Genomic DNA, 20,489 nt, shown 5'->3' with positions numbered 1-20,489 from the left:
GGTGGCGCGTGAAAGGGGAGCACGGACATGAAGCCACTCGAAGGACAGGTGGCCCTGGTCGCGGGAGCGACGCGGGGCGCGGGCCGGGGAATCGCGACGATGCTGGGGGCGGCGGGGGCCACGGTGTACTGCACCGGGCGCAGCGTGAGGGGTGGGCTTGCGAGCGGGGCGTCGCGGCCGGAGACGATTGAAGAGACGGCGGAGCAGGTGACGGCGCTGGGCGGGAAGGGCATCGCGGTGCGGGTGGACCACTCCGTGGAGGAGGAGGTGGAGGCGCTCTGTCAGCGCATCCGCGCGGAGGCCGGGAAGCTGGATGTGCTGGTCAACGACATCTGGGGCGGGGAGACGCTGCACGAACTGGGGCTGCCGTTCTGGAAGCAGTCTCCGGCGAAGGCGCGGCTGATGTTCGACCGCGCCGTGGGCACGCACATCGTGACGAGCCGCTACGCGGTGCCGCTGATGCTGGAGCGCGACCGGGGGCTCATCGTGGAGGTGACGGATGGGGACTCGTTCGGCTACCGGGGCGGCGTTTCGTACGACGTGACGAAGATGGCGGTCATCCGGCTGGCGTTCGCGATGTCGCGCGACTTGCGCCGCACGAACATCACGGCGCTGGCGGTGACGCCGGGGTTCCTGCGCTCGGAGGAGATGCTGGATGGCTTCGGGGTGAAGGAGGCGAACTGGCGTGACGCGGTGAAGACGGTGCCGGACTTCATCGCGTCGGAGACGCCGTCGTATGTGGGGCGCGCGGTGGCGGCGCTCGCGGCGGATCCGGATGTCCACCGCAGGGCGGGGCGCGTGGTCGCGTCGTGGACGCTGGCGCGGGAGTACGGCTTCACGGATCTGGATGGCTCGCAGCCGCACTGGGCGGAGCACTTCGAGCGGACGTATGGGAAGCCGTACACGGTCGCGGATGAGGCGGCCTATGCGTCGTGGCTCGGGGGCTCCATCGAGATTGTCTGCCCGGACTGGCCGAAATACTGACCGTGCACGGCCCATCCCCTGAGGTCGGGTGACGCGCTATGGTCTGACGCGAGAGGTCGCGCACATGGCCAAGGGGCACCGCAGGAACGACGAGCCGGATCGGATCGACGAGACCCGGGTCGCGCCGTTGGACGACGACCTGGACGAGACGGACGAGGTCCGCACCGAGCAGACGCAGGTGCCGGCCTCGGTGCAGCGCGACGCCGCGGAGGCGGCCCGTTCCTCCGCGGCGGCTCCCGGCCGGAAGTCCTGGGGCAACCAGTCGCGGAGCGCGCCTCCCCCGCGCGCACCCGAGTTCACGGGCCTGGAGACGCGGATGACGCCGCCTCCCGTTCCCGACGATGACGAGCCGGCCCTGGAGACCCGCGTGGACGGGCTGTCGCCCCCGCCGCCGCCCCGTGGTCAGGGCGCACGGGAGGAGGACGACGACGCTGAGTTCGCTGCTCCGGCGACCGTCGCGCGTCCATCGCGTGAAGGTGAAGGGGGCCGGCAGGGGCGCGCGGGAGAGGCGGGTCGCCCATCGCGTGGCGGTGCACGCGAGAACGGGCAGGGTGCTCCAGAAGCCGTGCGTCCCGGCCGCGCGGTGACTCGAGAAGAAGGGCAGGACCTGCCGGAGATCGTCCGTCCTTCACGCGGTGAAGGCCTCCCGGAGAGCGCACGCTCAGGCCGTGGTGGCGCGCGTGAAGAGGGCCAGGGCCTTCCGGAGATCATCCGGCCGAGTCGCGGTGGCTCGCGTGAAGAAGGGCAGGGGCTTCCGGAGATCGTCCGTCCTTCACGAGGTGAAGGCCAGGGCCTTCCGGAGAGCGCCCGTTCTCCCCGTGGCGCTGGCTCTGCTCGTGGCGGTGGCCGTGAAGAAGGTCAGGGCCTGCCGGAGATCGCCCGCCTGGGCCGTGATGGCGCGAAGCAGGAGGAGGGCTTCGAGCTGCCGGAGATCATCCGCGCGGGCCGTGGCGCCGAGTTGGACGGAAGCTCTTCCGAGCCTCCTCGCAAGGCCAGCCGGCCGGAGCCGATGATCTTCGCTCCACTCCCGTCCGCGCAGGCGGCGAGCCAGTCGTCGGAAGCGACGCCCGAGCTGCGCACGATGTTCGCCACCCACTCCGCGCTGCTCGCGGAGCGCCTCAAGGCCGAGCTCCAACACAAGATCTACGGCCGCAGCCCGCACCGCATCCTCCGCGTGGACGAACCCGAGGGCCCCAGCACCGCGGGCGGCAAGCAGGCCCGTCAGGCCATCTCGCTCGTGGACCGCAAGGGGACCGCTCCCGCGCTCGTCGCGGGCTGGGTGGACGTGGCCAAGGGGCAGGCCTCGCTGCGCAACCACGAGGCCGTGGCCAGGCGCTACGAGTTCCAGCACGGCACGCCGCTGGAATTGGTCCCGGAGGAATACGAGAAGTTCCTCACCGACGTGGACGAGGTGCTGCGCACCGCCGCCATCCAGGTCCGCATCCTCGTGCCGGACGAATCCGCGCCCACGCGCGCCACCGTCGGACAGCAGGCACCGCGCTCCACCGGCGTCGCCGTGCGCTGGGTGATGCTGCTCGTCATCATGGCCTTCCTGCTGGGACTCGGCGCGGGCGCCACGCTGCTGCGCGGCGGCTGAGGCCCCGCCACTGTCCGCTGAACGAAGGGGCGCTGCGCACCGGTGCGATGGCCCGGCCGCCTCGCCCCTTCCACCTTGGTGTCTCCCCATCCGGCCGGAGGCACCCATGGCATCTCCCCATCGCCGTCCCAAGTCCCACCTGCGCAAGCTGCTGGGCGGCTGCGTCGTGACCGTCGCCCGGGCCTTCGCCCCCACCTCCGTGCTCGCGGACGGTCCTCCGGTGTTGGATGTCCGGCCGCGTTACGGGCGCGTTCCGGGCCCGGGCCACCACTCTCAAACACTCGGAATCCGAGGCGCGGATCCGCGCCTCCCCGGATGACGCGGGAGTGACAGCGGGGCGGGGTGCCCCGTGGTACGGTGCTCGCGTCATTTTTCAGGGGGGACATTCACGAGTACCCGCCCTGGAACTCCGTGAGCCCCACCATGCGCAGACTCTCTCTGCTCGCCCTCTGCCTCGTCGTCGTCACCGCGTGTTCATGCGGCGACAAGGACTCGAAGGGCGGCCCCTCGGAGACCGGCACCGCGCCGGCTCCGTCCTCGAAGTCCCCCGGCCTCGCCGTCGAGCCGCTGCCCGAGCCTCCCGCGCTGAAGATCGACGCCGAGGACGCCGCGTCGCAGGGCCCGCTCTCCATCGCGGCCGCGCGGCCGACGGGCCAGGTCTACGGCAGCGCCCGGCCGACCATCACCTTCACCAAGCCGATGATCGCCCTGGGCTCGGTGGCCGCGGAGCGTGGCCTGGCGGCCCCCGCGACCATCACCCCCGCGCTGGAAGGCGAGTGGCGCTGGCTGGGCTCCGCGAGCGTGGAGTTCGTGCCGAGCGGGTCCGTGAAGATGGGCACGCAGTACACGGTGACGGTGCCCGCGGGCCTCAAGGCCATGGACGGCACCGCGCTGGCGCAGCCGTACACCTTCCAGTTCGAGACGCCGCGCCCCTCGCTCCAGACCGCGCAGCCGGAGTCGGATTTCCGCTGGCTGCAGCCGGAGCAGGTCTTCACGCTGACCTTCAACCAGGCCGTGAAGGACCTGGCGCAGCACGCGCGCCTGGAGCCCGCGACCGGCGCGCCCGTGCCGCTCACGCTGGTGAAGACGACGCCGCTCGCGGACGTGAAGGAGGTGCAGGTGGGCAGCGGCCCGCAGCGCCGCTCCCAGGACCGGCGCGTGAAGTACGAGCTGAAGCCCGCGCAGAAGCTGCCCTCGGGGACGCAGTTCACCCTGGTGCTGGACGGTGAGCTGACGGGCACGGAAGGCCCGCTGCCCATGGGCGAGGCGGTGCGCTACCCCTACGCCACCTACGGCGCGCTCAAGGTGGAGTCCGCGGGCGCGTGCGTGTTCACCTGGGGCGAGGAGCAGTGCTCCTACGGCCCGCTCATCCTCTTCACGTCCAACGAGCTGGACGCCGCCTCGCTCAAGGGCAAGGTGACGCTGGAGCCGAAGGCGGAGATCGACTGGGAGCGCGTGCAGACGCAGCTGCCGTGGTCGGGCGCGGAGCTGAAGAGCCCCTACGTGTCGCTGCCCGGCCGCTACCGCCCCGGCACCACGTACAAGATCAAGGTCGCGGAAGGGTACAAGGACCTCTTCGGCCAGACGGGCCCGGCCTTCCAGGGCCAGGTGAAGCTGTCGGACGTGGAGCCGTCCTTCGACTCCGGCTCGCAAGAGGCGCTGGTGGAGGCGTCCGGTGACGGCTCCATCCCCATGGTGACGACCAACGTCCCGGAGGTGCAGGCGGAGGTGTGGGCGCTGTCTCCCGCCGAGCTCGCGCGGCTCATCGAGACCAACGAGTGGCCGGCCTCGGAGCCCTACCGCACGACGCTGGACACGAAGTCCGCGCGCAACGTGGAGCGCACCACGCCGCTCGACCTGCGCCCGGCGTTCAACGGGGCGAAGACGGGCCTGTTCCTCGCGCGGCTGGAGGCGCCGTCGCTCAAGCAGAAGTACCCGCGCCGCGTGATTGGCCAGGTGACGGACCTGGCGGTGCACGCGAAGCTGGGCGCCGCCTCCGGCGTGGTGTGGGTGACGTCGCTGGCGACGGGCGCCCCGGTGCCGGACGCGCAGCTGACGCTCTGGGACAAGCAGGGCACGGAGCACTGGACGGGCACGACGGACGCCAACGGCCTGGCGAAGGTGCCGGGCCTGTCGGAGCTGCTCAAGCCCAAGAACGAATCCGCCTGGAACACGCCCTGGGCCATGGTGTCCGCGGTGAAGGACACGGACATCGGCGTGACGCTGTCGACCTGGGAGGGCGGCATGTCGCCCGGCGCGTTCTCGCTGCAGAGCGCGTGGGAGGGCCGCGTCGCGGACAGCCTGGGCTTCGTGTTCGCCGACCGTGGCATCTACCGCCCCGGTGACGACGTGATGCTCAAGGGCGTGGCGCGCTACCGCCGCCTGGGCGTGCTCAAGGCGCCGCCCGCGAACGCGAAGGCGCAGGTGACCGTCACGAGCTCGCGCGGCGAGAAGGTCTTCCAGACGGAGGCCGCCGTCACGAAGTACGGCACCTTCCGCGCGGACCTCAAGCTGGGCAAGGACCTGCCGCTCGGCTACTACGACGTGGCCGCGCAGCTGAAGGTCGGCGGCGAGACGCTGAGCTACGGCGGCACCTTCCGCGTGGAGGAGTACCGCGCGCCGCAGTTCCGCGTGGACGTGGCGGTGCCGAAGAAGGACGTCGCGGCCGGCGAGCCGCTCACCGCCCGCGTGGACGCGCGCTACCTGTTCGGCGGCGCCATGGGCGATGCGCAGGTGCGCTGGAACGTGCAGCGTGAGAGCTCGTTCTTCACGCCCCCGGGTAATGAGGCCTTCACCTTCGGCGTCAACACCTGGTGGTGGGACGATGATCAGCCGGAGCACAGCGCCGAGTCGTTCGGCTCCGGTGACGGCCGCACGGACGCGCAGGGCCAGCTGGCGCTGGTGCTGGGCAACGCGGACGCGCCCGGCGGCAAGACGTGGGAGTACACGCTGGAGGCGGAGGTGGAGGACGTCAACCGCCAGCGCGTGGCCAACCGCAACCTCATCATCGTGCACCCCGCGGATGTCTACGCGGGCCTGCGCCTGCTCTCCACCGGCTTCGCGGAAGCCGGCAAGGAGGTGGGCCTGGAGCTCGTCGCCGTCTCGCCCGAGGGCAAGCGCCAGGACGGCGTCGCGGTGGACGTGAACATCAAGCGCCGCGAGTGGAAGTCCATCCGCAAGAAGGGCGAGGGCGGCCAGTGGTTCACCGTCACGGAGCCGGTGGAGACGGAGGCGGCGAAGTGCTCGGTGAAGAGCGCGGCGACGCCGCAGCCGTGCAAGTTCACCCCCGCGGAGCCCGGCCTGTACGTGATGGAGGCGGTGGCCACGGACGCGAAGGGCCGCAAGGCGACGACGCGCGACTCGCTCTACGTCACCGGCTCCGGCTGGGTGTCCTGGCAGCGCAACGACACGGACCGCATCGACCTGGTGGCGGACAAGCAGCTGTACGACGTGGGTGACACCGCGAAGATTCTGGTGAAGAGCCCGTACCCGCAGGCGGACGCCATCCTCACGGTGGAGCGCGAGGGCGTGCTCAGCGTGCGCCGCGTGAAGCTCAAGGGCAGCGCCACCGCGCTGGACGTGCCGCTGGGCGAGGGCGCCATCCCCAACGTCTTCGTGGGCGTGGTGCTGGTGCGCGGCCGCGTGGAGGCGGCCAAGGGCATCGAGTCCGGTGACGACCCGGGCCGCCCCGCGGTGCGCGTGGGCTACACCCAGCTCCGCGTGGAGAAGAAGTCCAAGCGCCTGTCCGTGGCGCTCACGCCGGACGCGCAGGAGAAGCGCCCGCGCGACAAGGTGACGGTGAACGTCGCGGTGAAGGACGCGGCGGGCAAGGGCACGAAGTCCGAGGTGACGCTGTGGGCCGTGGACGAGGGCGTGCTGCGGCTGACGGGCTACAAGGCGCCGGATCCGCTGGACGCGATGTTCCAGGAGCGCGGCCTGTCGGTGCGCATCGGCGAGCCGCTCATCCACCTGGTGCTGCGCAAGCTGTACGGAGAGAAGGGCTCGAGGCCGGGCGGCTCCGGCGGCTCCGACGCGACGGGCTCCGGCATCCGTTCCAACTTCAAGACGACGGCGGTGTTCCAGTCGGTGGAGACGGACGAGCAGGGCCAGGCGAAGGTGGAGTTCACGCTGCCGGACAACCTGACCACCTTCCGCATCATGGCCGTCGCCGTGACGGACGCGGACCGCTTCGGCGTGGGCGAGAGCAAGGTGCAGGTGGCCAAGCCGCTCTTGGCGCTGCCGGCGCTGCCCCGTCTGGTGCGCGTGGGTGACAAGGCGGAAGCGGGCGTGGTCATCCACACCACCAACCCGGCCATCAAGGAGGCCAAGGTCACCGCGCAGCTCACGGGCGTGCGCGTGGAGGGGCCCTCGGAGAAGACGGTGCAGCTGGACGGCAAGGCCCGCGAGGTGCGCTTCACCTTCGTGGCCGAGCAGCCGGGCACCGCGGTGTTGCGCTTCGCCGTCGCGGGCGGCGGGGAGACGGACGGGGTGGAGCAGCAGATCCCCGTGCAGCTGCCCGTGGGCATGGAGGCCGTGGCGGTCTACGGCGACACGACCAGCGAGCGCGTGGAGGGGCTCAAGCCGCCGGGCGGCGTGCGTCCGGGCATGGGCGGCCTCACGCTGACGATGTCCTCCACGGTGATGGGCGGGTTCGATGAGTCGATGAACCAGCTGGTGGACTACCCCTACGGCTGCCTGGAGCAGATGTCGTCGCGGCTGGTGCCGTTCGTGGCGCTGCGCGAGCTGTCCGGCAAGTTCGGCGTGGCATGGACCGGCGGCTCGGAGGAGCAGAAGCAGGCGTTCGTGCGCGGCTTCCTCAGCGAGGACGCGCTGAAGACGCAGGGCACGCTGGATCCGGACACGGTGGTGACGGCGACGGTGCGCAAGATTCAAGCGCTCCAGAACCACGATGGCGGCTTCCGCTTCTGGGCCTCCAGCGACTGCTCGTCGCCGTATGCGTCCGCGTACGCGACGCTGGCGTTGGCGCGCGCGAAGGAGGTGGGCTACCCGGTGGACACGGCCGTGCTCGACAAGGCGCGGAAGTTCCTGGCGGACAAGGTGGCGGCGGGCGTGTGCTCGCAGTGCGCCTATGGCTGCAGTGGGGTGGGGCTGGAGACGCGGGCCTTCGCGCTCTACACGCTGGCGCGCATGGGGTCGCCGCGGCCGTCGTACTACAACGAGCTGTTCGAGCAGCGGGAGAAGCTGCCGCTCTTCGCGCGGGCGATGCTGACGGACGCCATCTTCGTGGGGAAGGGCAACCGCGCGCAGGGCCAGAAGATGCTCCAGGAGCTGCTCAACACGGCCCAGGAGACCGCGGCGGGCGTGCACTTCCAGGAGACGGACGCGAAGACGTACGCGCCGCTCTGGTCCTCCGACACGCGCACCACGGCGCTGGTGCTCCAGACGCTGGTGGACGTGCAGCCGGACCACCCCTACGTGTCGAAGATGGGCCGCTACCTGGCGTCCGCGCGCGAGGGTGATGGGCGCTTCCGCAACACGCAGGAGGCGGCCTTCACGCTGATGGCCCTGTCGGAGGTGGTGCGCCGCAAGGAGACGGCCGCGCCGTCCTTCGAGGCGGTGGTGAAGCTGGGCGGGCAGGTGATTGCCTCCGCCGACTTCAAGGGCCGCGACATGGGCGTGAAGACGGTGCAGGTGCCGGTGGAGAAGCTGGGCCCGGCGGACAAGGCGCAGCCCTTCACCTTCGGGGTGAACGGTACGGGCAATCTCTACTACGGGGCGCTCCTGCGCTACGCGCCGGCGCAGCTGCCGGTGGATCCCCTGGACCGGGGCATCATCGTCCAGCGCTGGTTCGAGCCGTACACGGGCGGCGGCCAGGCGAAGGCGGCGCGCGCGGGCGAGCTGGTGCGCGTGCGCGTGCGCGTGGCCACGCCCATGCGGCGCAACTTCGTGGCGGTGGACGTGCCGCTGCCCGCGGGCCTGGAGCCGGTGGACACGTCGCTGGCCAGCACGGCGAGCCTGCCGGGCCCGGCGGGCTCCGGCCAGGAGGAGGGCCCCGGCGAGGGCTACGAGTACGAGAGCGAGGAGGACCTGTCGGAGACGGACGAGGGCAACAACGTCTGGGCGACGCGCTTCTGGTCGCCGTTCAACCACACGGAGATGCGGGATGACCGCGTGGTGTTCTTCGCCGACGAGCTGCCTCCCGGGGTGCACGTGGCGACCTTCGTCGCCCGGGCCACGACGCCGGGAGACTTCCTGCTCAAGCCCGCGCACGCGGAGGAGATGTACGCGCCGGAGGTGTTCGGCCGCTCCGAGGGTGGGCGCTTCCCGGTGCTGATGCCGGACGAGGTCGCTTCGAAGTGATGAAGCGCCTCACGCTTCGCGGGGCAGTGCGCGCCGTGGCGGTAGTGGCGGCGCTCCTGGTGGTGGGCTGCGCGGGCTTCATCGCGTGGCCCCTGCCGGGGACGTTGTTGTCCCGCGAGGCGCTGTCCTCGCTGGTGCTCACCGACCGCACGGGCCATGCCCTGCGCGAGGTGCTCTCCCGCGAGGACGGACGCAGTGTGGGCCTTCCGGAGGGACGCATTCCTCCGAAGGTGCGGCAGGCGTTCATCGCCGCGGAGGATCAACGCTTCACGTGGCATCCGGGCGTGGACGTGGTGGCGGTGGCCCGGGCGGCGCGAGACAACGTGTCCGCCGGGCGCATCGTGTCTGGTGCGTCCACGATTCCGCAGCAGCTGGCGCGCAGGTTGGTGCCCCGCGAGCGCTCGTGGTGGGGCAAGGCCGGCGAGGCGCTGTGGGCGCTGCGGCTGACACTGCACCTGTCCAAGGAGCAGGTGCTGCTGGAGTACCTGGACCGCGTGCCGCTGGGGAACTCCACGTTCGGCGTGGAGGCGGCGGCGCGGCGGTACTTCGGGCGGCCGGCGGAGCGGCTGTCGGTGGGACAGGCGGCGCTGCTCGCGGGGATGGCACGGTCGCCCGCGCGAAGGGATCCGTACCGGCGGCCGGAGATGGCCCAGGCCGGGATGCGCGACGTGCTGTCGCGCATGGTGGAGGAGGGCTTCCTGACGAAGGACGAGGCGCGGCTGGCGGAGGAGACGCCGCTGGACCTGGTGCCTCCGGAGCGCGTGTTCGAGGTGCCGCACCTGACGACGGCGCTGCTTCAGCGGTTGCCGGAGATGGGCTTGGACCGGGCGTCGCGCATCGAGACGACCATCGACCCGGCGCTCCAGGCGTCGGTGGAGAAGGCCATCACGGAGGAACTGCGCGGCCTGGCGCATCGGCGCGTGGGTGAGGCGGCGGCCATCGTCATCGATAATGCCTCGGGCGAGGTGCTCGCGTACGTGGGGTCCTCGGACTTTTTGGACGAGGAGAAGGGCGGGCAGAACGACGGCGTGCGCTCGCTGCGGCAGCCGGGGTCGGCGCTGAAGCCGTTCGCGTATGGGCTCGCGCTGAGCAAGGGCTTCACGCCGTCGAGCGTGCTCGCGGACGTGGAGGTGCACCTGGCGACGCCGGGTGGCGCGTACGTGCCGAAGAACTACGACCGGCGTGCGCACGGTCCAGTGCGGCTGCGCGCGGCGCTGGCTTCCAGCTACAACATCCCGGCCGTGCGGGTGGCGGACGCGCTGGGGCCGGAGCAGGTGCTGCGTGTCCTGCGCGAGGCGGGCTTCCAGAGCCTGAAGGAGAGCGCGTCGCACTACGGCGTGGGCATCGTGCTGGGCAACGGGGACGTGACGCTGCGAGAGCTGGCGAGGGCGTACCGGGGGTTGGCGCGGGGTGGAGTGGTGGGGCCGTTGAGGGAGGTGCGCGCGGCGTTCGGGCCGGATGGCAAGCCGCTGCGGATTCCGCAGGAGTTGGAGGAGCACCGCTTCCTGGCGGCGCGGCCGGTGGAGCTGCTCACGGACGTGCTGGCGGACGAGGCGGCACGCGCACCGGCCTTCGGTCTGGACAATGCGTTGCGGCTGCCGTTCCGGGTGGCGGCGAAGACGGGGACGAGCCGGGCGCACGTGGACAACTGGGCGGCGGGCTTCACGCGCGAGCGCACGGTGGCGGTCTGGGTGGGCAACTTCGACGGCACGCCGATGCGAGGCGTGTCAGGCATCACGGGAGCAGGCCCGGTGTTCGCGCGGGTGATGGCGCTGGCGATGCGGGGCATCCGGGCCGCGCCGCTGGTGGACCGCAGCCACTTCGAGTCCGCGGAGATCTGCCCGCTGTCCGGCGAGCGCGCGGGCCCGAACTGTCCCGGAGCGATGAAGGAGGTCTACCTGCCGGGCACGGCGCCGCGCCACACGTGCACCATGCACCGTGGCGACGGCTCACTGGACGTGGGCCCGGCGTATCTCGCGTGGGCCCAGGCGGAAGGCCTGGCCTCCACATCGGTGAGCGCCGAGGGCGGACCGGGGATGCAGCCCGGCTTCATCCTGCCGGCGAACGGGGATGAGTTCCTGGTGGAGCCCGAGCTGCCCGAAAGCGCGCAGGCAGTGCCCGTGCGGGTGATGGCACCACAGGGCGCGAAGCTGCTGGAGCTGCGCACGGATGATGGCCGCCGCATCGAGCTGCGTCCGCCCTTCGTGACACGGCTGCCAGCGGTAGCGGGAGAGCGCCGCTTGGAGCTCTGGGCGCCCGGTGGCTCCGAACCCCTGGCGGTGACGCGGTTCCGGGTCCGATGAACGCTGCGGGAGTGGCCGTGCTCATCGCGGCGCTGGTGGCGGGCACGGCTCCTGCTGTCGAGAGCGCGGGCGCAAGGGTCCTGGCGGCTGATACGCACGTTCGCTCAGCTTCACGGTCCGCACCACCTTCGCCTGCCGCCCATGCGCGCAAGCCCGTGGCGGACACAGACGTCCGCTCCACTTCACGGCCCGATAGGTCGTCGCCAGCGGCCGGTTCACAGGCCGATGCGCGCGCATCCTCCGCGTCGACCTCCCGCGCGCGTCAGCCCGTGGCCGAAACACAGATCGACGTGCGCATCCTCTCCAAGCACCGGCCTGCGCGGTTGCGGCTGGACGGTCCGCGATCTCTAGAGGTCGTGGCTTCGGGGAACACGCTCGTCGTCGATGGCAGGCCCCAGCCTCATGCGCTGCGGCTCGATGCTGGCCGCTGGCATGTGCGGGGCCGTGGCCTGGATCGGCGCTACGAATCCTCGCTTTCGTTGGAGGCACAGGACGGTGAGTTGATCGTCGTCGCCACCTTCGCGCTGGAGACCTACGTCGCCGCCGTCACCGCGAGCGAGACCGAGGTCGACACCCCTTTCGAGGCGCTTCGTGCGCAGGCCATCACCGCGCGCAGCTACGTGCTCGCTTCTGGCAGGCGGCACGATGGGGCCCGGGCCTGCGACCTCACCCACTGCCAGGTCCTTCGCGGTGAGGGCTTCGCCCGCCACCTGCGCCGCGCCCGCGATGCCGCACGCTCCACCGAAGGCGTCGTGCTGCGCCTTCCCAGCGGCGCCGTGGCCCTTGCTCCATTCCACGCAAGCTGCGGCGGACACACGGCCGAGCCCGTGGCCGTGTTCGGTGCCCCGGACCTCACCGGTGCCGCCGCCGTGCCGGACCGGTGTCCCGCGTCGCCGTGGCGCGCTGTCGTGCCTCGCGCCCTGGTGACGGCCGCCGCTTCGGTCGCGGTCGGTGGCCCCGCGCAGGCGGAGGATCTGCTGCTGGACCGGGACTCCAGCGGCGCGGTGGTCCGCATCGTGGACCGCGCCTCGGGACGCGAGGGCCGTGGCGACGCGTTCTTCCGCGCGCTCGGAGCGCGTGCGGGTTGGGACCGGATCCGCAGCGCGCGGTTCTCGATGACGCTTGGTGGTGACCAGGCACTCCTCGAAGGACAGGGCCACGGCCACGGCGTCGGCCTCTGTCAGGCCGGCGCGGCCCTGCTCGCACGGCAGGGCTGGACCGCGGAGCAGTTGCTCGCGCACTACTTCCCGCGCGCCCTTCTGGAGAAGCCCCGGAGCAAGTGAACGCGAGGGCCGCGATGGCCTCCCGTTCGCAGTCGTCCGCGAAGGTGACGGCCCTCCAGGGGCTCTCCCCCGGCCTCTCCCCAAGGGCTTACCAGCATCCGTCGTGCTCCGTATCGATTGCACCAGAGCCCTCAGCCCCGCGCGGTCCGGTGGGGAGGTGGCTTCGCGCACCGGCCATCCCGGTGCGGGACCCAACCGGGAGGCATCACATGGCGTTCAATCTGATCGAAGCAGTCGGCTCACAGTTCATGCAGAAGGGATTGCTCCAGAAGATCAGCGGTTCGCTCGGCGAGGATCCGCAGGCCACCACCAAGGCGCTGCCGGGCGCCATCGCCGCCGTGGCCGCGGGCGTCGTGGACCAGGGCGGAAACGAGGCCGGTGCCCACCGCCTGCTGACCAAGCTCAACGAGGGCGGCTTCACCGGACCGGACGCGCCCCCACGCGTCGGCGGCGTCGGCGAGGGGCTCCTCGACGAGGAGGAGCGCGGGAAGGGGATGCTGAGCGGCATCTTCGGCAACAAGCTGGGCGGCATCACCGAGGGGCTCACGCGCTTCGGCGGGATGCGCAACGCCGGCTCGGCGACGCGGCTGTTGTCCCTGGCCGCCCCCATGCTGATGGGCGTCCTGGGCAAGCAGGTGCGTGATCAGCGCATGGGCTCCTCCGGGCTCATGCAGATGCTCAACGGCCAGCGCAACAACATCGCCGCCGCGCTGCCCGCGGGCCTGGGCGGCATCCTGGGCTTCGGCGGTGCGCGCCACGCGGTCGCGGAGGTCATCGAACCCCACCGCGAGACCGTGACGCAGGTCCGTGAGACAGCCCCCATTCGCGAAGCCCACACCGTGCGCGAGACGACGCCCCGGACGACCTACAACCGTCCGCCGGAGAAGAAGAAGAGCATCGCCGGCTGGGCGGTGCCGCTGGCCCTGCTCGCCCTGGTCGCGCTCGCGTGGGGTGCCCTGCGCGGACGCCGGGACGAGCGCAGGGCGCCGCAGGTGACCCGCACCACCACGACACCTCCTCCGCAGGATCGCGTCGCGCAGACCCCCCAGCCTACGACACCTCCGCCCGTGACCCAGCCGCAGGCCACGCAGCCGACCCCGCCCGCCACGGGCGGCGCCGGCACGGTGGAGAACGAGGGCACCGGCGGCTCCGGCTCGCAGCCGAGCGAGAGCGCCAACATGGCGGCGGACGCGGGCACGGGCGGCTCCGGCGGCGACGTGGAGAAGGAGACCGCTGGCGCGGCGGACACCCAGAAGCAGGAGAACGAAGGCACTGGTGGCTCGGGCCAGGAGAAGATGCGCGTGAGCGATCCCAACAGCCTGCGTGAGGCCTTCAATGGCCCCAGCGCGGAGCAGGGCTTCGTGCTGGAGGGCGTGGAGTTCAAGACGGGCTCCTCGCAGCTCACCAAGAGCAGCCAGCGCATGGTGGGCGAGCTGGGGGACGTGATGCAGGAGAAGTCCGACACGCGCGTGCGCATCAACGGCTTCACCGACTCCACCGGCGACGCGGACACCAACCGTCAGCTGTCGCAGAGCCGCGCGGAGAGCGTGCGCCGGGCGCTCGTGCGCCGGGGCATCCCGCAGGACCGCATCGAGGTCAGCGGCGAGGGTGACGCGAATCCCATCGCCTCCAACGACACTCCCGAGGGCCGCGTGCAGAACCGCCGCATCGAGGTGCAGGTGCTCGGTCAGTAATCCCCCCGGGCACGCGGTCCCGGCGGCGTCCGGTCCTCATGGGGAGGACCGGGCGCCGCTGTCTTGAGTCACGGAGGCCGGCTCCGGCCGGTGCAGCGGTTCCCCCAGCAGGTCCGCCAGGTCGAACGCGTCCATCAGCGCGTGCCCCTGCAGGTCGTTGTTGAAGAACACCCACGCCGTCCGGCCCGCGTCGCGCCAGGCCTCGAGCCCTGCCGCCACCCGCCGGAGCGCGCGGCGTCCATAGCGGCCCTCGTAGCGCCCCTGCGCACCGTGGAAGCGCAGGTAGCGGAAGCCACCGGTGGGGCGGGGGACCGGTACGTCCACGAGGTCGTGCTCGCACACCGCCGCGCCGTACGCGTCCAGCAGCGCGAGCACCTCCGGGTGGTACCAGGCCGCGTGCCGGAACTCGAAGACGTGCTGGACGCCGCCCGGCAGGTGGGCGAGGAAGCGCTCCAGCCGCTCGGGGTCCGGCTTCGTCATGTTTGGCGGCAGTTGCCACAGGACGGGCCCCAGCCGGCTGCCCAGGCGGAGGACCCGCGAGTGGAAGAGCGCCACGCCCTCGCCGACCTCCTTGAGGCGCTTCAGGTGCGTGAGGAAGCGGCTGCCCTTGCACGCGAAGCGAAAACCGCGCGGCACCTGCTCCCGCCAGCCGTCCACGGCCGCCTCCGTGGGCAGGCGGTAGAACGTGGCGTTGAGCTCCACGGTGGAGAACACGCGCGCGTAGTAGGGGAGCCAGCGGCGGACCGGCAGCCCGTCCGGATAGAAGAGCCCCTTCCAGTGCTTGTAGACGTACCCGCTGGTCCCCAGGTGGATGGCCGCCATGGGCTGGAGGATGGGCATGCCCCCCGCGCGTGGCCGCGCCCTGTCCACCGCGTTACACCTCCCGGAAGTTGTCCTCGGGGTTGGCCCGCGCTAACGCGAGGCGTTAGGGCTTCACGCTTGACCCTGCTTTCACCCACCCTCTAGAAGGCCCGCGACCCATGGCGACTCCCGACCGGTTTCCCCTCCCACAGGTCTCTGAAAGCACCCGTAAACCCGAGTGGTTGAAGGTGCGCCTGCCGCATGGCGAGGGCTATGAGCGGGTGAAGGCCATCGTGAAGCGGGTGGGCCTGTCCACGGTGTGCGAAGAGGCCCGCTGCCCGAACATCGCCGAGTGCTGGGGCGGTGGCACCGCCACGGTGATGCTGATGGGCGAGGTGTGCACGCGCGCCTGCCGCTTCTGCCACGTGAAGGTGGGGGCCCCTCCGCCGCTGGACCCGATGGAGCCCATCCATCTGGCGCAGGCGGTGAAGGAGATGAACCTGGAGTACATCGTCGTCACGTCGGTGAACCGCGACGACCGTCCGGACGGAGGCGCCGGCCACTTCGCGTCCGCCATCCGGGAGCTGCGCAAGGAGAGCCCGCGCACGCTGGTGGAGGTCCTCATCCCCGACTTCAAGGGGAAGGAAGAGGACCTGGCCACGGTGACGCAGGCGAAGCCGCACGTGGTGGCGCACAACGTGGAGACGGTGGAGCGGCTGACGCCCACGGTGCGCGACCGCCGCGCCACGTACCGCCAGTCCCTGCGCGTGCTGGAGTACCTGAAGAACCGCCCGGAGAAGGTCTACACCAAGACGTCCGTCATGGTGGGCCTGGGCGAGACGGACGAGGAGCTGGAGCGCACGTTCAAGGACCTGCGCGACGTCGGCGTGGACGTGCTCACGCTGGGCCAGTACCTGCAGCCGTCGCAGTACCACCTGCGCGTGGAGCGCTTCGTGACGCCCGCGCAGTTCGAAGCGTACAAGGCGCTGGCGGAGTCCTTCGGATTCCTCTACGTGGCCTCCGGGCCGCTGGTTCGCTCCAGCTACCGCGCCGCCGAATTCTTCATGAAGGGCCTGATGGAGCGCGAGCGCGTCGAGCGACTCGGCTGACCGGACGCACCCCTTCCCCAACCCAGAGAGAGACACTCCCGCTCATGGCGACTTTCGAATTCAAGCTCCCGGATCTCGGCGAAGGCGTGGCGGAGGGCGAGCTCGTCAAGTGGCACGTCAAGGAGGGCGACCTGGTGAAGGAAGACCAGGTGCTCTGCGAGGTGATGACGGACAAGGCCACCGTCACGGTGCCCAGCCCCCACGCCGGCCGCGTCGTGAAGACGCACGGGCGCGAAGGCGACATGGCGAAGGTGCACCAGCTGCTGGTGACGATGGAGATGGAGGGGAGCGCTCCCGCGGCGCAGGCCCACGGAGCTCCGGCGCCCCACGGTGCTCCGGCGCCCCACGGCGCTCCCTCGGCTCCGGCTTCGAGCCCCGCGCAGGCGGCGGCCGCGGCTCCGGCTTCCGCCACGAAGGTGCTGGCCACGCCCGTCACGCGCCGCATGGCGCGCGAGCACGGCCTGGACCTGGCGGAGATCTCCGGCACCGGTCCTCAGGGCCGCGTGACGAAGGCGGACGTGGTGGCGGCGCTGGAGGGCAACGGCGCGCCGAAGAAGAACGAAGTGGCTGCCCCCGCGCCCCAGGCCGCGCGTCCCGCGGCGCCGCCGGTGGCTTCCGGCAAGGGCGACGAGCGCATCGCGCTGCGCGGCCTGCGCAAGAAGATCGCCGAGAAGATGGTGCGCTCGAAGTTCACGATGCCGCACTTCGCGTTCGTGGAGGAGGTGGACGCCACGGACCTGGTCGCGCTGCGCACGCGGCTCAACAGCCAGCTGGCGGCGGCCGGTGACGGCACGAAGCTGACCTACCTGCCGTTCATCGTAAAGGCGACCATCGCCGCGATGAAGAAGTTCCCGCACCTCAACGCGAACTTCGACGAGGCGACGCAGGAGCTGGTGGTGCGCGGCGAGTACAACATCGGCATCGCGGTGGCCACGCCGGACGGCCTCACGGTGGCGGTGGTGCGCAACGCGGACCAGCTCACGCTGGGCGAGCTGGCGAAGGAGATCTCCCGCCTGAGCGTCGCGGCGCGCGACCGCAAGCTGAAGATGGAGGAGCTGACGGGCGGCACCTTCACGATTACTTCGCTGGGGCAGAGCGGCGGCCTGTTCGCCACGCCCATCCTGAACCACCCGGAGGTGGGCATCCTGGGCGTTCACAAGCTGAAGAAGCGCCCGGCGGTGAAGAACGACCAGGTCGTGGTCCGGGACATGATGAACCTGTCGCTGTCCTGCGACCACCGCGTCATCGACGGCGATGTCGCGGCCAGCTTCGTGTACGAGATCATCAAGTACCTGGAAGCGCCGGACCTGCTGTTCCTCGCGATGGCGTGAGGGCACGCGTCGTGGGGCACTCCCGACCGCTCCTGCTCCGGGGGGCGGCCGGGAAGCGGGGGACCTCCGGAACTGCAACGTTGAAGGCGGGCATCCGCGATGGCCGACAATCCCCGTGAGTTGATCCGCGCCGCGCAGACCGCCGAGCTCCAGGGGGACCGCGCGCGAGCGGCGGAGTGCCTGGAGCAGGCCGCCGCGCTGTACCAGAAGTCCGGGCACACCTCGCGCGCCTCGCAGTTGTTGCGGCAGGCGCGCCAGTTGAAGGCCCGCGCCCCGGACGTCAGCCCGGCCTTCACCGCGGCGATGACGGGCAACAAGGAAGCGGCGGCCTACCGCGCGGTGGGCTGGGGCGACGCCGTCTCCGACGCGTTCAACGACAAGGTGGACGCCGTGGTGCACACGCTGGAGGAGCCCACCGTGACCGGTGGCGCGGCGCTGCTACCCACCGAGCCCGGTCTGCCCAAGCTCGCCGGAAGGATCGCCGCCATCGGCGCGCCGTCCACGGCCGAAGCCGTCACCCCGCCTGACGGGACTGTCTCCGCGAACCGCGCCACGAGCATGGCCGCTGGTTCCGAAGGAGCCGAGCATGGCGGGCCTGTCTCCGCCCTCCGCGCGACGAGCGCGGCCACCGCGCCGGAAGGAACCGGGCATGGCGGGCCTGTCTCCGCCCTCCGCGCGACGAGCGCGGCCACCGGGCCGGAAGGAACCGACAGGTCCGATGCCGACGGCTCGCACGCGGAGATGGATGCCCTCGATTCTAGCGGTCAGCAGCGTTCGGCCGCGATTGGCGATGCTTCACGGGCTCCGTCGGAGGGAGTCGCCTCGGCTGAGCCGCGGTCCCTGTCCGGGCGAACGCAAGCCGTTGCCCCGAGTGGCCAGCGCAATGCCTCTGACGACGACGTCGTCGTCCCGGGCGGATTGCTCATGCCGCCGGAAGAGGACGAGCTCGACCCCGCGACCGGCTTGCTGCGCGCATCGGGCGCCGGGGACACCGTCGTTCCCGGAGGGCTCCTGCGGCCGCCGGACGAGGACACCTCGCCCGTGCACGCCGAGCCCGCGCGGGGCCGCCGGCGCGAGAGGCGCATCATCGAGCGGGGGCCCACCCGCGCGGATCCGGCCCTGGACGCCTGGTGCTCGTTCTGCTGCCGGCCCCGAGGCGAGGTCGGCGACCTGGTGGCGGGTCCGGCCGGAGCGTTCATCTGCAAGGGCTGCCTGGGCGAATCCCAGGGCCTGCTGGGCGATGTCGTCGCGCCGTCCCCCGTGCGCAAGCCCGTGGTGGAGGAGCCGCGCGCCGGAGCCGTGGAGATGGTGGGCCACGACGAGGTGAAGACCCTGCTGGAGCGCACGCTCCAGGCGGGCGCTCGGTGCCTGCTGCTCGTGGGGCCAGAGGGCTGCGGCAAGAGCCTCTTCTTCCAGTCGCTCCAGCGGCGCGGCCAAGGCGTGCTCACGTCCGTGGACGCGCTGGAGTCCACGCCGGGCACGGAGCCACTCCTCGTGGAGGACGTGGACCGCCTGGAGCCCCGCGCCCAGGCCGCGCTGACCGCGTTCCTCGCGAACCGCCCGGCGCGCGCGGTGGTGATGAGCGCTCGCGGCGCCGTGTCGTCGCTGGGCCTGTGGGTGCGAGGGGAGGGCGGCAGCCTGCCCGTCCCCACCACCGCGGGCATGATCGAAGCGGTACAGGGCACCGTGCCGGTGTCGCTCCTGGAGCGCGTGCAGGTGCTGCTCCCGGTGCGCCGCCCCACGGTGCCGGAGCTGGTCGAAGTGGCCCGCCGCACCCTGGCCCTGCGCCAGCCGGCGGTGACGTTGTCCGAAGAAGTCCTGGGAGCGTTCGCCGCCGAAGCGGTCCGCTCCCCACGCGCGGGGCATGAGCTCCAGGCGCTCCTGTCTCGCGTCTACGCGGGCAGCTGGAGCCTGGAAGCGGCCCAGACGCCCGCCGCGCCATCCCACAACCCACGAGGGGGGCGAAAGGGATCACCATGAACACGCTCACCGTCTTCCGCCTGGGCCGGGTGGAGTACGAGGACGGACTGAAGCTGATGCACCTGTTCGGCGAGGCCCGCCTCCAGGAGCGCATCGGGGACGCGCTGCTGCTCTTGGAGCACCCGCCCGTCCTCACGCTGGGCCGCGCCGCGAAGCGCGAGAACATCACCGCCACGGACGCGCGCCTCTCGGAAGAGGGCGTGGAGGTGTTCGACACCAACCGCGGCGGCGACGTCACCTACCACGGCCCCGGACAGGTGGTGGGCTACCCCATCCTCCTGTTGCCGCCGGAGCGCCGCGACGTGCGCCGCTACGTGCGCGACGTGGAGCGCGGCCTCATCCAGACGCTCGCGGCCTTCGGTCTCACCGCGGGCGCCATCCCCAAGTGGCCGGGCGTGTGGCTGGGGCAGGAGGGCTCTCCGGACGCTCGGAAGATTGGCGCCATTGGCGTGCACCTGTCGCGCTGGCTCACCACGCACGGCTTCGCGCTCAACGTGAACACGAACCTGGAGCACTTCCAGCTCATCGTCCCGTGCGGCATCCGCGAGGCCGGCGTCACGTCCATGCAGCGAGAGCTGGGCCGCCCCGTGTCCGTCCCGGACGTGGAGGAGGTGCTCGCGCGCGAGTTCACCCAGGTGTTCGATGCCCAGCGCGTGGACGGCACGGTGGACCTGCGCACGGTGAGCGTCGCCGTGATGCACGGCCGGGGGCCCGAAGCGCGCGTGCTGCTGCTGCGCCGGACGCCGGAGCGCGGTGGCTTCTGGCAGACCGTGACGGGGCGCCTGGAGCCGGGTGAATCCCCCGTGGAGGCCGCCCGCCGCGAGGTGGCGGAGGAGACGGGCCTCTCGCTGCCTGTCGTGGACCTGGCCTACCGCCACGCGTTCGCGCTGGGGGAAATGCTGCCGCCGAAGCTGGTGGAGGAGCACGGCTTCGCGGTGCACGCCGCGCCGGACACCCAGGTGCGCCTGGGCCCGGAGCACGACGCCTTCGAGTGGGTGGACGTGCCCACCGCGCTCGCGCGGCTGCCCTTCCGGGGCCTGCGCGAGACGGTGACCCGGGCGCTCGAGACGCCCGGGCCGTGACACC

The 20,489-nt window shown here is 71.7% G+C and carries 12 protein-coding genes; 11 read left to right on the top strand and 1 reads right to left on the bottom strand.

Annotated elements, in window-relative coordinates; all coding sequences use genetic code 11:
• Window positions 1-27 precede the first annotated feature (27 nt).
• The 7 genes from ACX114_RS22205 (at window position 28) to ACX114_RS22175 (ending at window position 14,182) form a co-directional block, all read left to right on the top strand.
• Window positions 28-984 carry an SDR family oxidoreductase gene (locus ACX114_RS22205; protein WP_459287556.1) on the top strand — a complete coding sequence of 319 codons (957 nt, stop codon included), beginning with the start codon at window positions 28-30 and terminating at the stop codon, window positions 982-984.
• 64 nt (window positions 985-1,048) lie between these two features.
• Window positions 1,049-2,581, top strand: a complete 1,533-nt coding sequence (locus ACX114_RS22200; RefSeq protein ID WP_459287554.1) for a hypothetical protein — start codon at window positions 1,049-1,051, stop codon at window positions 2,579-2,581.
• Between the two features lie 106 nt (window positions 2,582-2,687).
• Complete coding sequence (locus ACX114_RS22195) at window positions 2,688-2,900, top strand: hypothetical protein (protein ID WP_459287552.1); 213 nt, start codon at window positions 2,688-2,690, stop codon at window positions 2,898-2,900.
• Between the two features lie 104 nt (window positions 2,901-3,004).
• Window positions 3,005-8,902 carry an alpha-2-macroglobulin family protein gene (locus tag ACX114_RS22190; protein WP_459287551.1) on the top strand — a complete coding sequence of 1,966 codons (5,898 nt, stop codon included), beginning with the start codon at window positions 3,005-3,007 and terminating at the stop codon, window positions 8,900-8,902.
• The gene (gene pbpC, locus ACX114_RS22185) at window positions 8,902-11,205 is read left to right on the top strand and encodes a penicillin-binding protein 1C (RefSeq protein WP_459300240.1); all 2,304 of its coding nucleotides are present in this window, start codon (window positions 8,902-8,904) and stop codon (window positions 11,203-11,205) included. The genes ACX114_RS22190 and pbpC overlap by 1 nt, the downstream gene beginning before the upstream one ends.
• Before the next feature lie 269 nt (window positions 11,206-11,474).
• Complete coding sequence (locus ACX114_RS22180; RefSeq protein ID WP_459287549.1) at window positions 11,475-12,488, top strand: SpoIID/LytB domain-containing protein; 1,014 nt, start codon at window positions 11,475-11,477, stop codon at window positions 12,486-12,488.
• A gap of 209 nt (window positions 12,489-12,697) precedes the next feature.
• Complete coding sequence (locus ACX114_RS22175; protein WP_459287547.1) at window positions 12,698-14,182, top strand: OmpA family protein; 1,485 nt, start codon at window positions 12,698-12,700, stop codon at window positions 14,180-14,182.
• A gap of 36 nt (window positions 14,183-14,218) precedes the next feature.
• Here ACX114_RS22175 and ACX114_RS22170 read toward each other — a convergent pair whose 3' ends face one another.
• Window positions 14,219-15,022 carry a DUF72 domain-containing protein gene (locus ACX114_RS22170; RefSeq protein WP_459287545.1) on the bottom strand — a complete coding sequence of 268 codons (804 nt, stop codon included), beginning with the start codon at window positions 15,020-15,022 and terminating at the stop codon, window positions 14,219-14,221.
• A gap of 140 nt (window positions 15,023-15,162) precedes the next feature.
• Here ACX114_RS22170 and lipA point away from each other — a divergent pair, with 140 nt between their 5' ends.
• The 4 genes from lipA (at window position 15,163) to lipB (ending at window position 20,485) form a co-directional block, all read left to right on the top strand.
• Entirely contained in the window at window positions 15,163-16,092 is a 930-nt protein-coding gene (lipA, locus tag ACX114_RS22165; RefSeq protein ID WP_459287543.1) for a lipoyl synthase, read from the top strand.
• Between the two features lie 44 nt (window positions 16,093-16,136).
• Window positions 16,137-17,423: a dihydrolipoamide acetyltransferase family protein gene (locus ACX114_RS22160; protein WP_459287541.1), complete on the top strand. Its 1,287-nt coding sequence runs from the start codon at window positions 16,137-16,139 to the stop codon at window positions 17,421-17,423.
• A gap of 99 nt (window positions 17,424-17,522) precedes the next feature.
• Window positions 17,523-19,403, top strand: a complete 1,881-nt coding sequence (locus tag ACX114_RS22155) for a ClpX C4-type zinc finger protein (protein WP_459287539.1) — start codon at window positions 17,523-17,525, stop codon at window positions 19,401-19,403.
• Window positions 19,400-20,485, top strand: coding sequence for a lipoyl(octanoyl) transferase LipB (gene lipB, locus ACX114_RS22150; RefSeq protein WP_459287537.1), 1,086 nt, complete (start codon window positions 19,400-19,402; stop codon window positions 20,483-20,485). Before ACX114_RS22155 ends, lipB begins: the two co-directional genes overlap by 4 nt.
• The last annotated feature ends 4 nt before the right edge of the window (window positions 20,486-20,489 follow it).

It is taken from the genome of Corallococcus sp. M7 (genome assembly GCF_054512695.1).
Note: the sequence above shows the minus strand (reverse complement) of the source record. Positions and strands in the feature narration are given on the sequence as shown.

Excerpts from the sequence above, each read along its gene's own strand:
- ACX114_RS22195 (WP_459287552.1), top strand. The coding sequence starts at position 2,688 with ATGGCATCTCCCCATCGCCGTCCCAAGTCCCACCTGCGCAAGCTGCTG.
- ACX114_RS22200 (WP_459287554.1), top strand. The coding sequence starts at position 1,049 with ATGGCCAAGGGGCACCGCAGGAACGACGAGCCGGATCGGATCGACGAG.
- ACX114_RS22170 (WP_459287545.1), bottom strand. The coding sequence starts at position 15,022 with ATGCCCATCCTCCAGCCCATGGCGGCCATCCACCTGGGGACCAGCGGG.
- ACX114_RS22155 (WP_459287539.1), top strand. The coding sequence starts at position 17,523 with ATGGCCGACAATCCCCGTGAGTTGATCCGCGCCGCGCAGACCGCCGAG.
- ACX114_RS22205 (WP_459287556.1), top strand. The coding sequence starts at position 28 with ATGAAGCCACTCGAAGGACAGGTGGCCCTGGTCGCGGGAGCGACGCGG.
- lipA (WP_459287543.1), top strand. The coding sequence starts at position 15,163 with ATGGCGACTCCCGACCGGTTTCCCCTCCCACAGGTCTCTGAAAGCACC.
- ACX114_RS22190 (WP_459287551.1), top strand. The coding sequence starts at position 3,005 with ATGCGCAGACTCTCTCTGCTCGCCCTCTGCCTCGTCGTCGTCACCGCG.
- lipB (WP_459287537.1), top strand. The coding sequence starts at position 19,400 with ATGAACACGCTCACCGTCTTCCGCCTGGGCCGGGTGGAGTACGAGGAC.
- pbpC (WP_459300240.1), top strand. The coding sequence starts at position 8,902 with ATGAAGCGCCTCACGCTTCGCGGGGCAGTGCGCGCCGTGGCGGTAGTG.
- ACX114_RS22160 (WP_459287541.1), top strand. The coding sequence starts at position 16,137 with ATGGCGACTTTCGAATTCAAGCTCCCGGATCTCGGCGAAGGCGTGGCG.
- ACX114_RS22175 (WP_459287547.1), top strand. The coding sequence starts at position 12,698 with ATGGCGTTCAATCTGATCGAAGCAGTCGGCTCACAGTTCATGCAGAAG.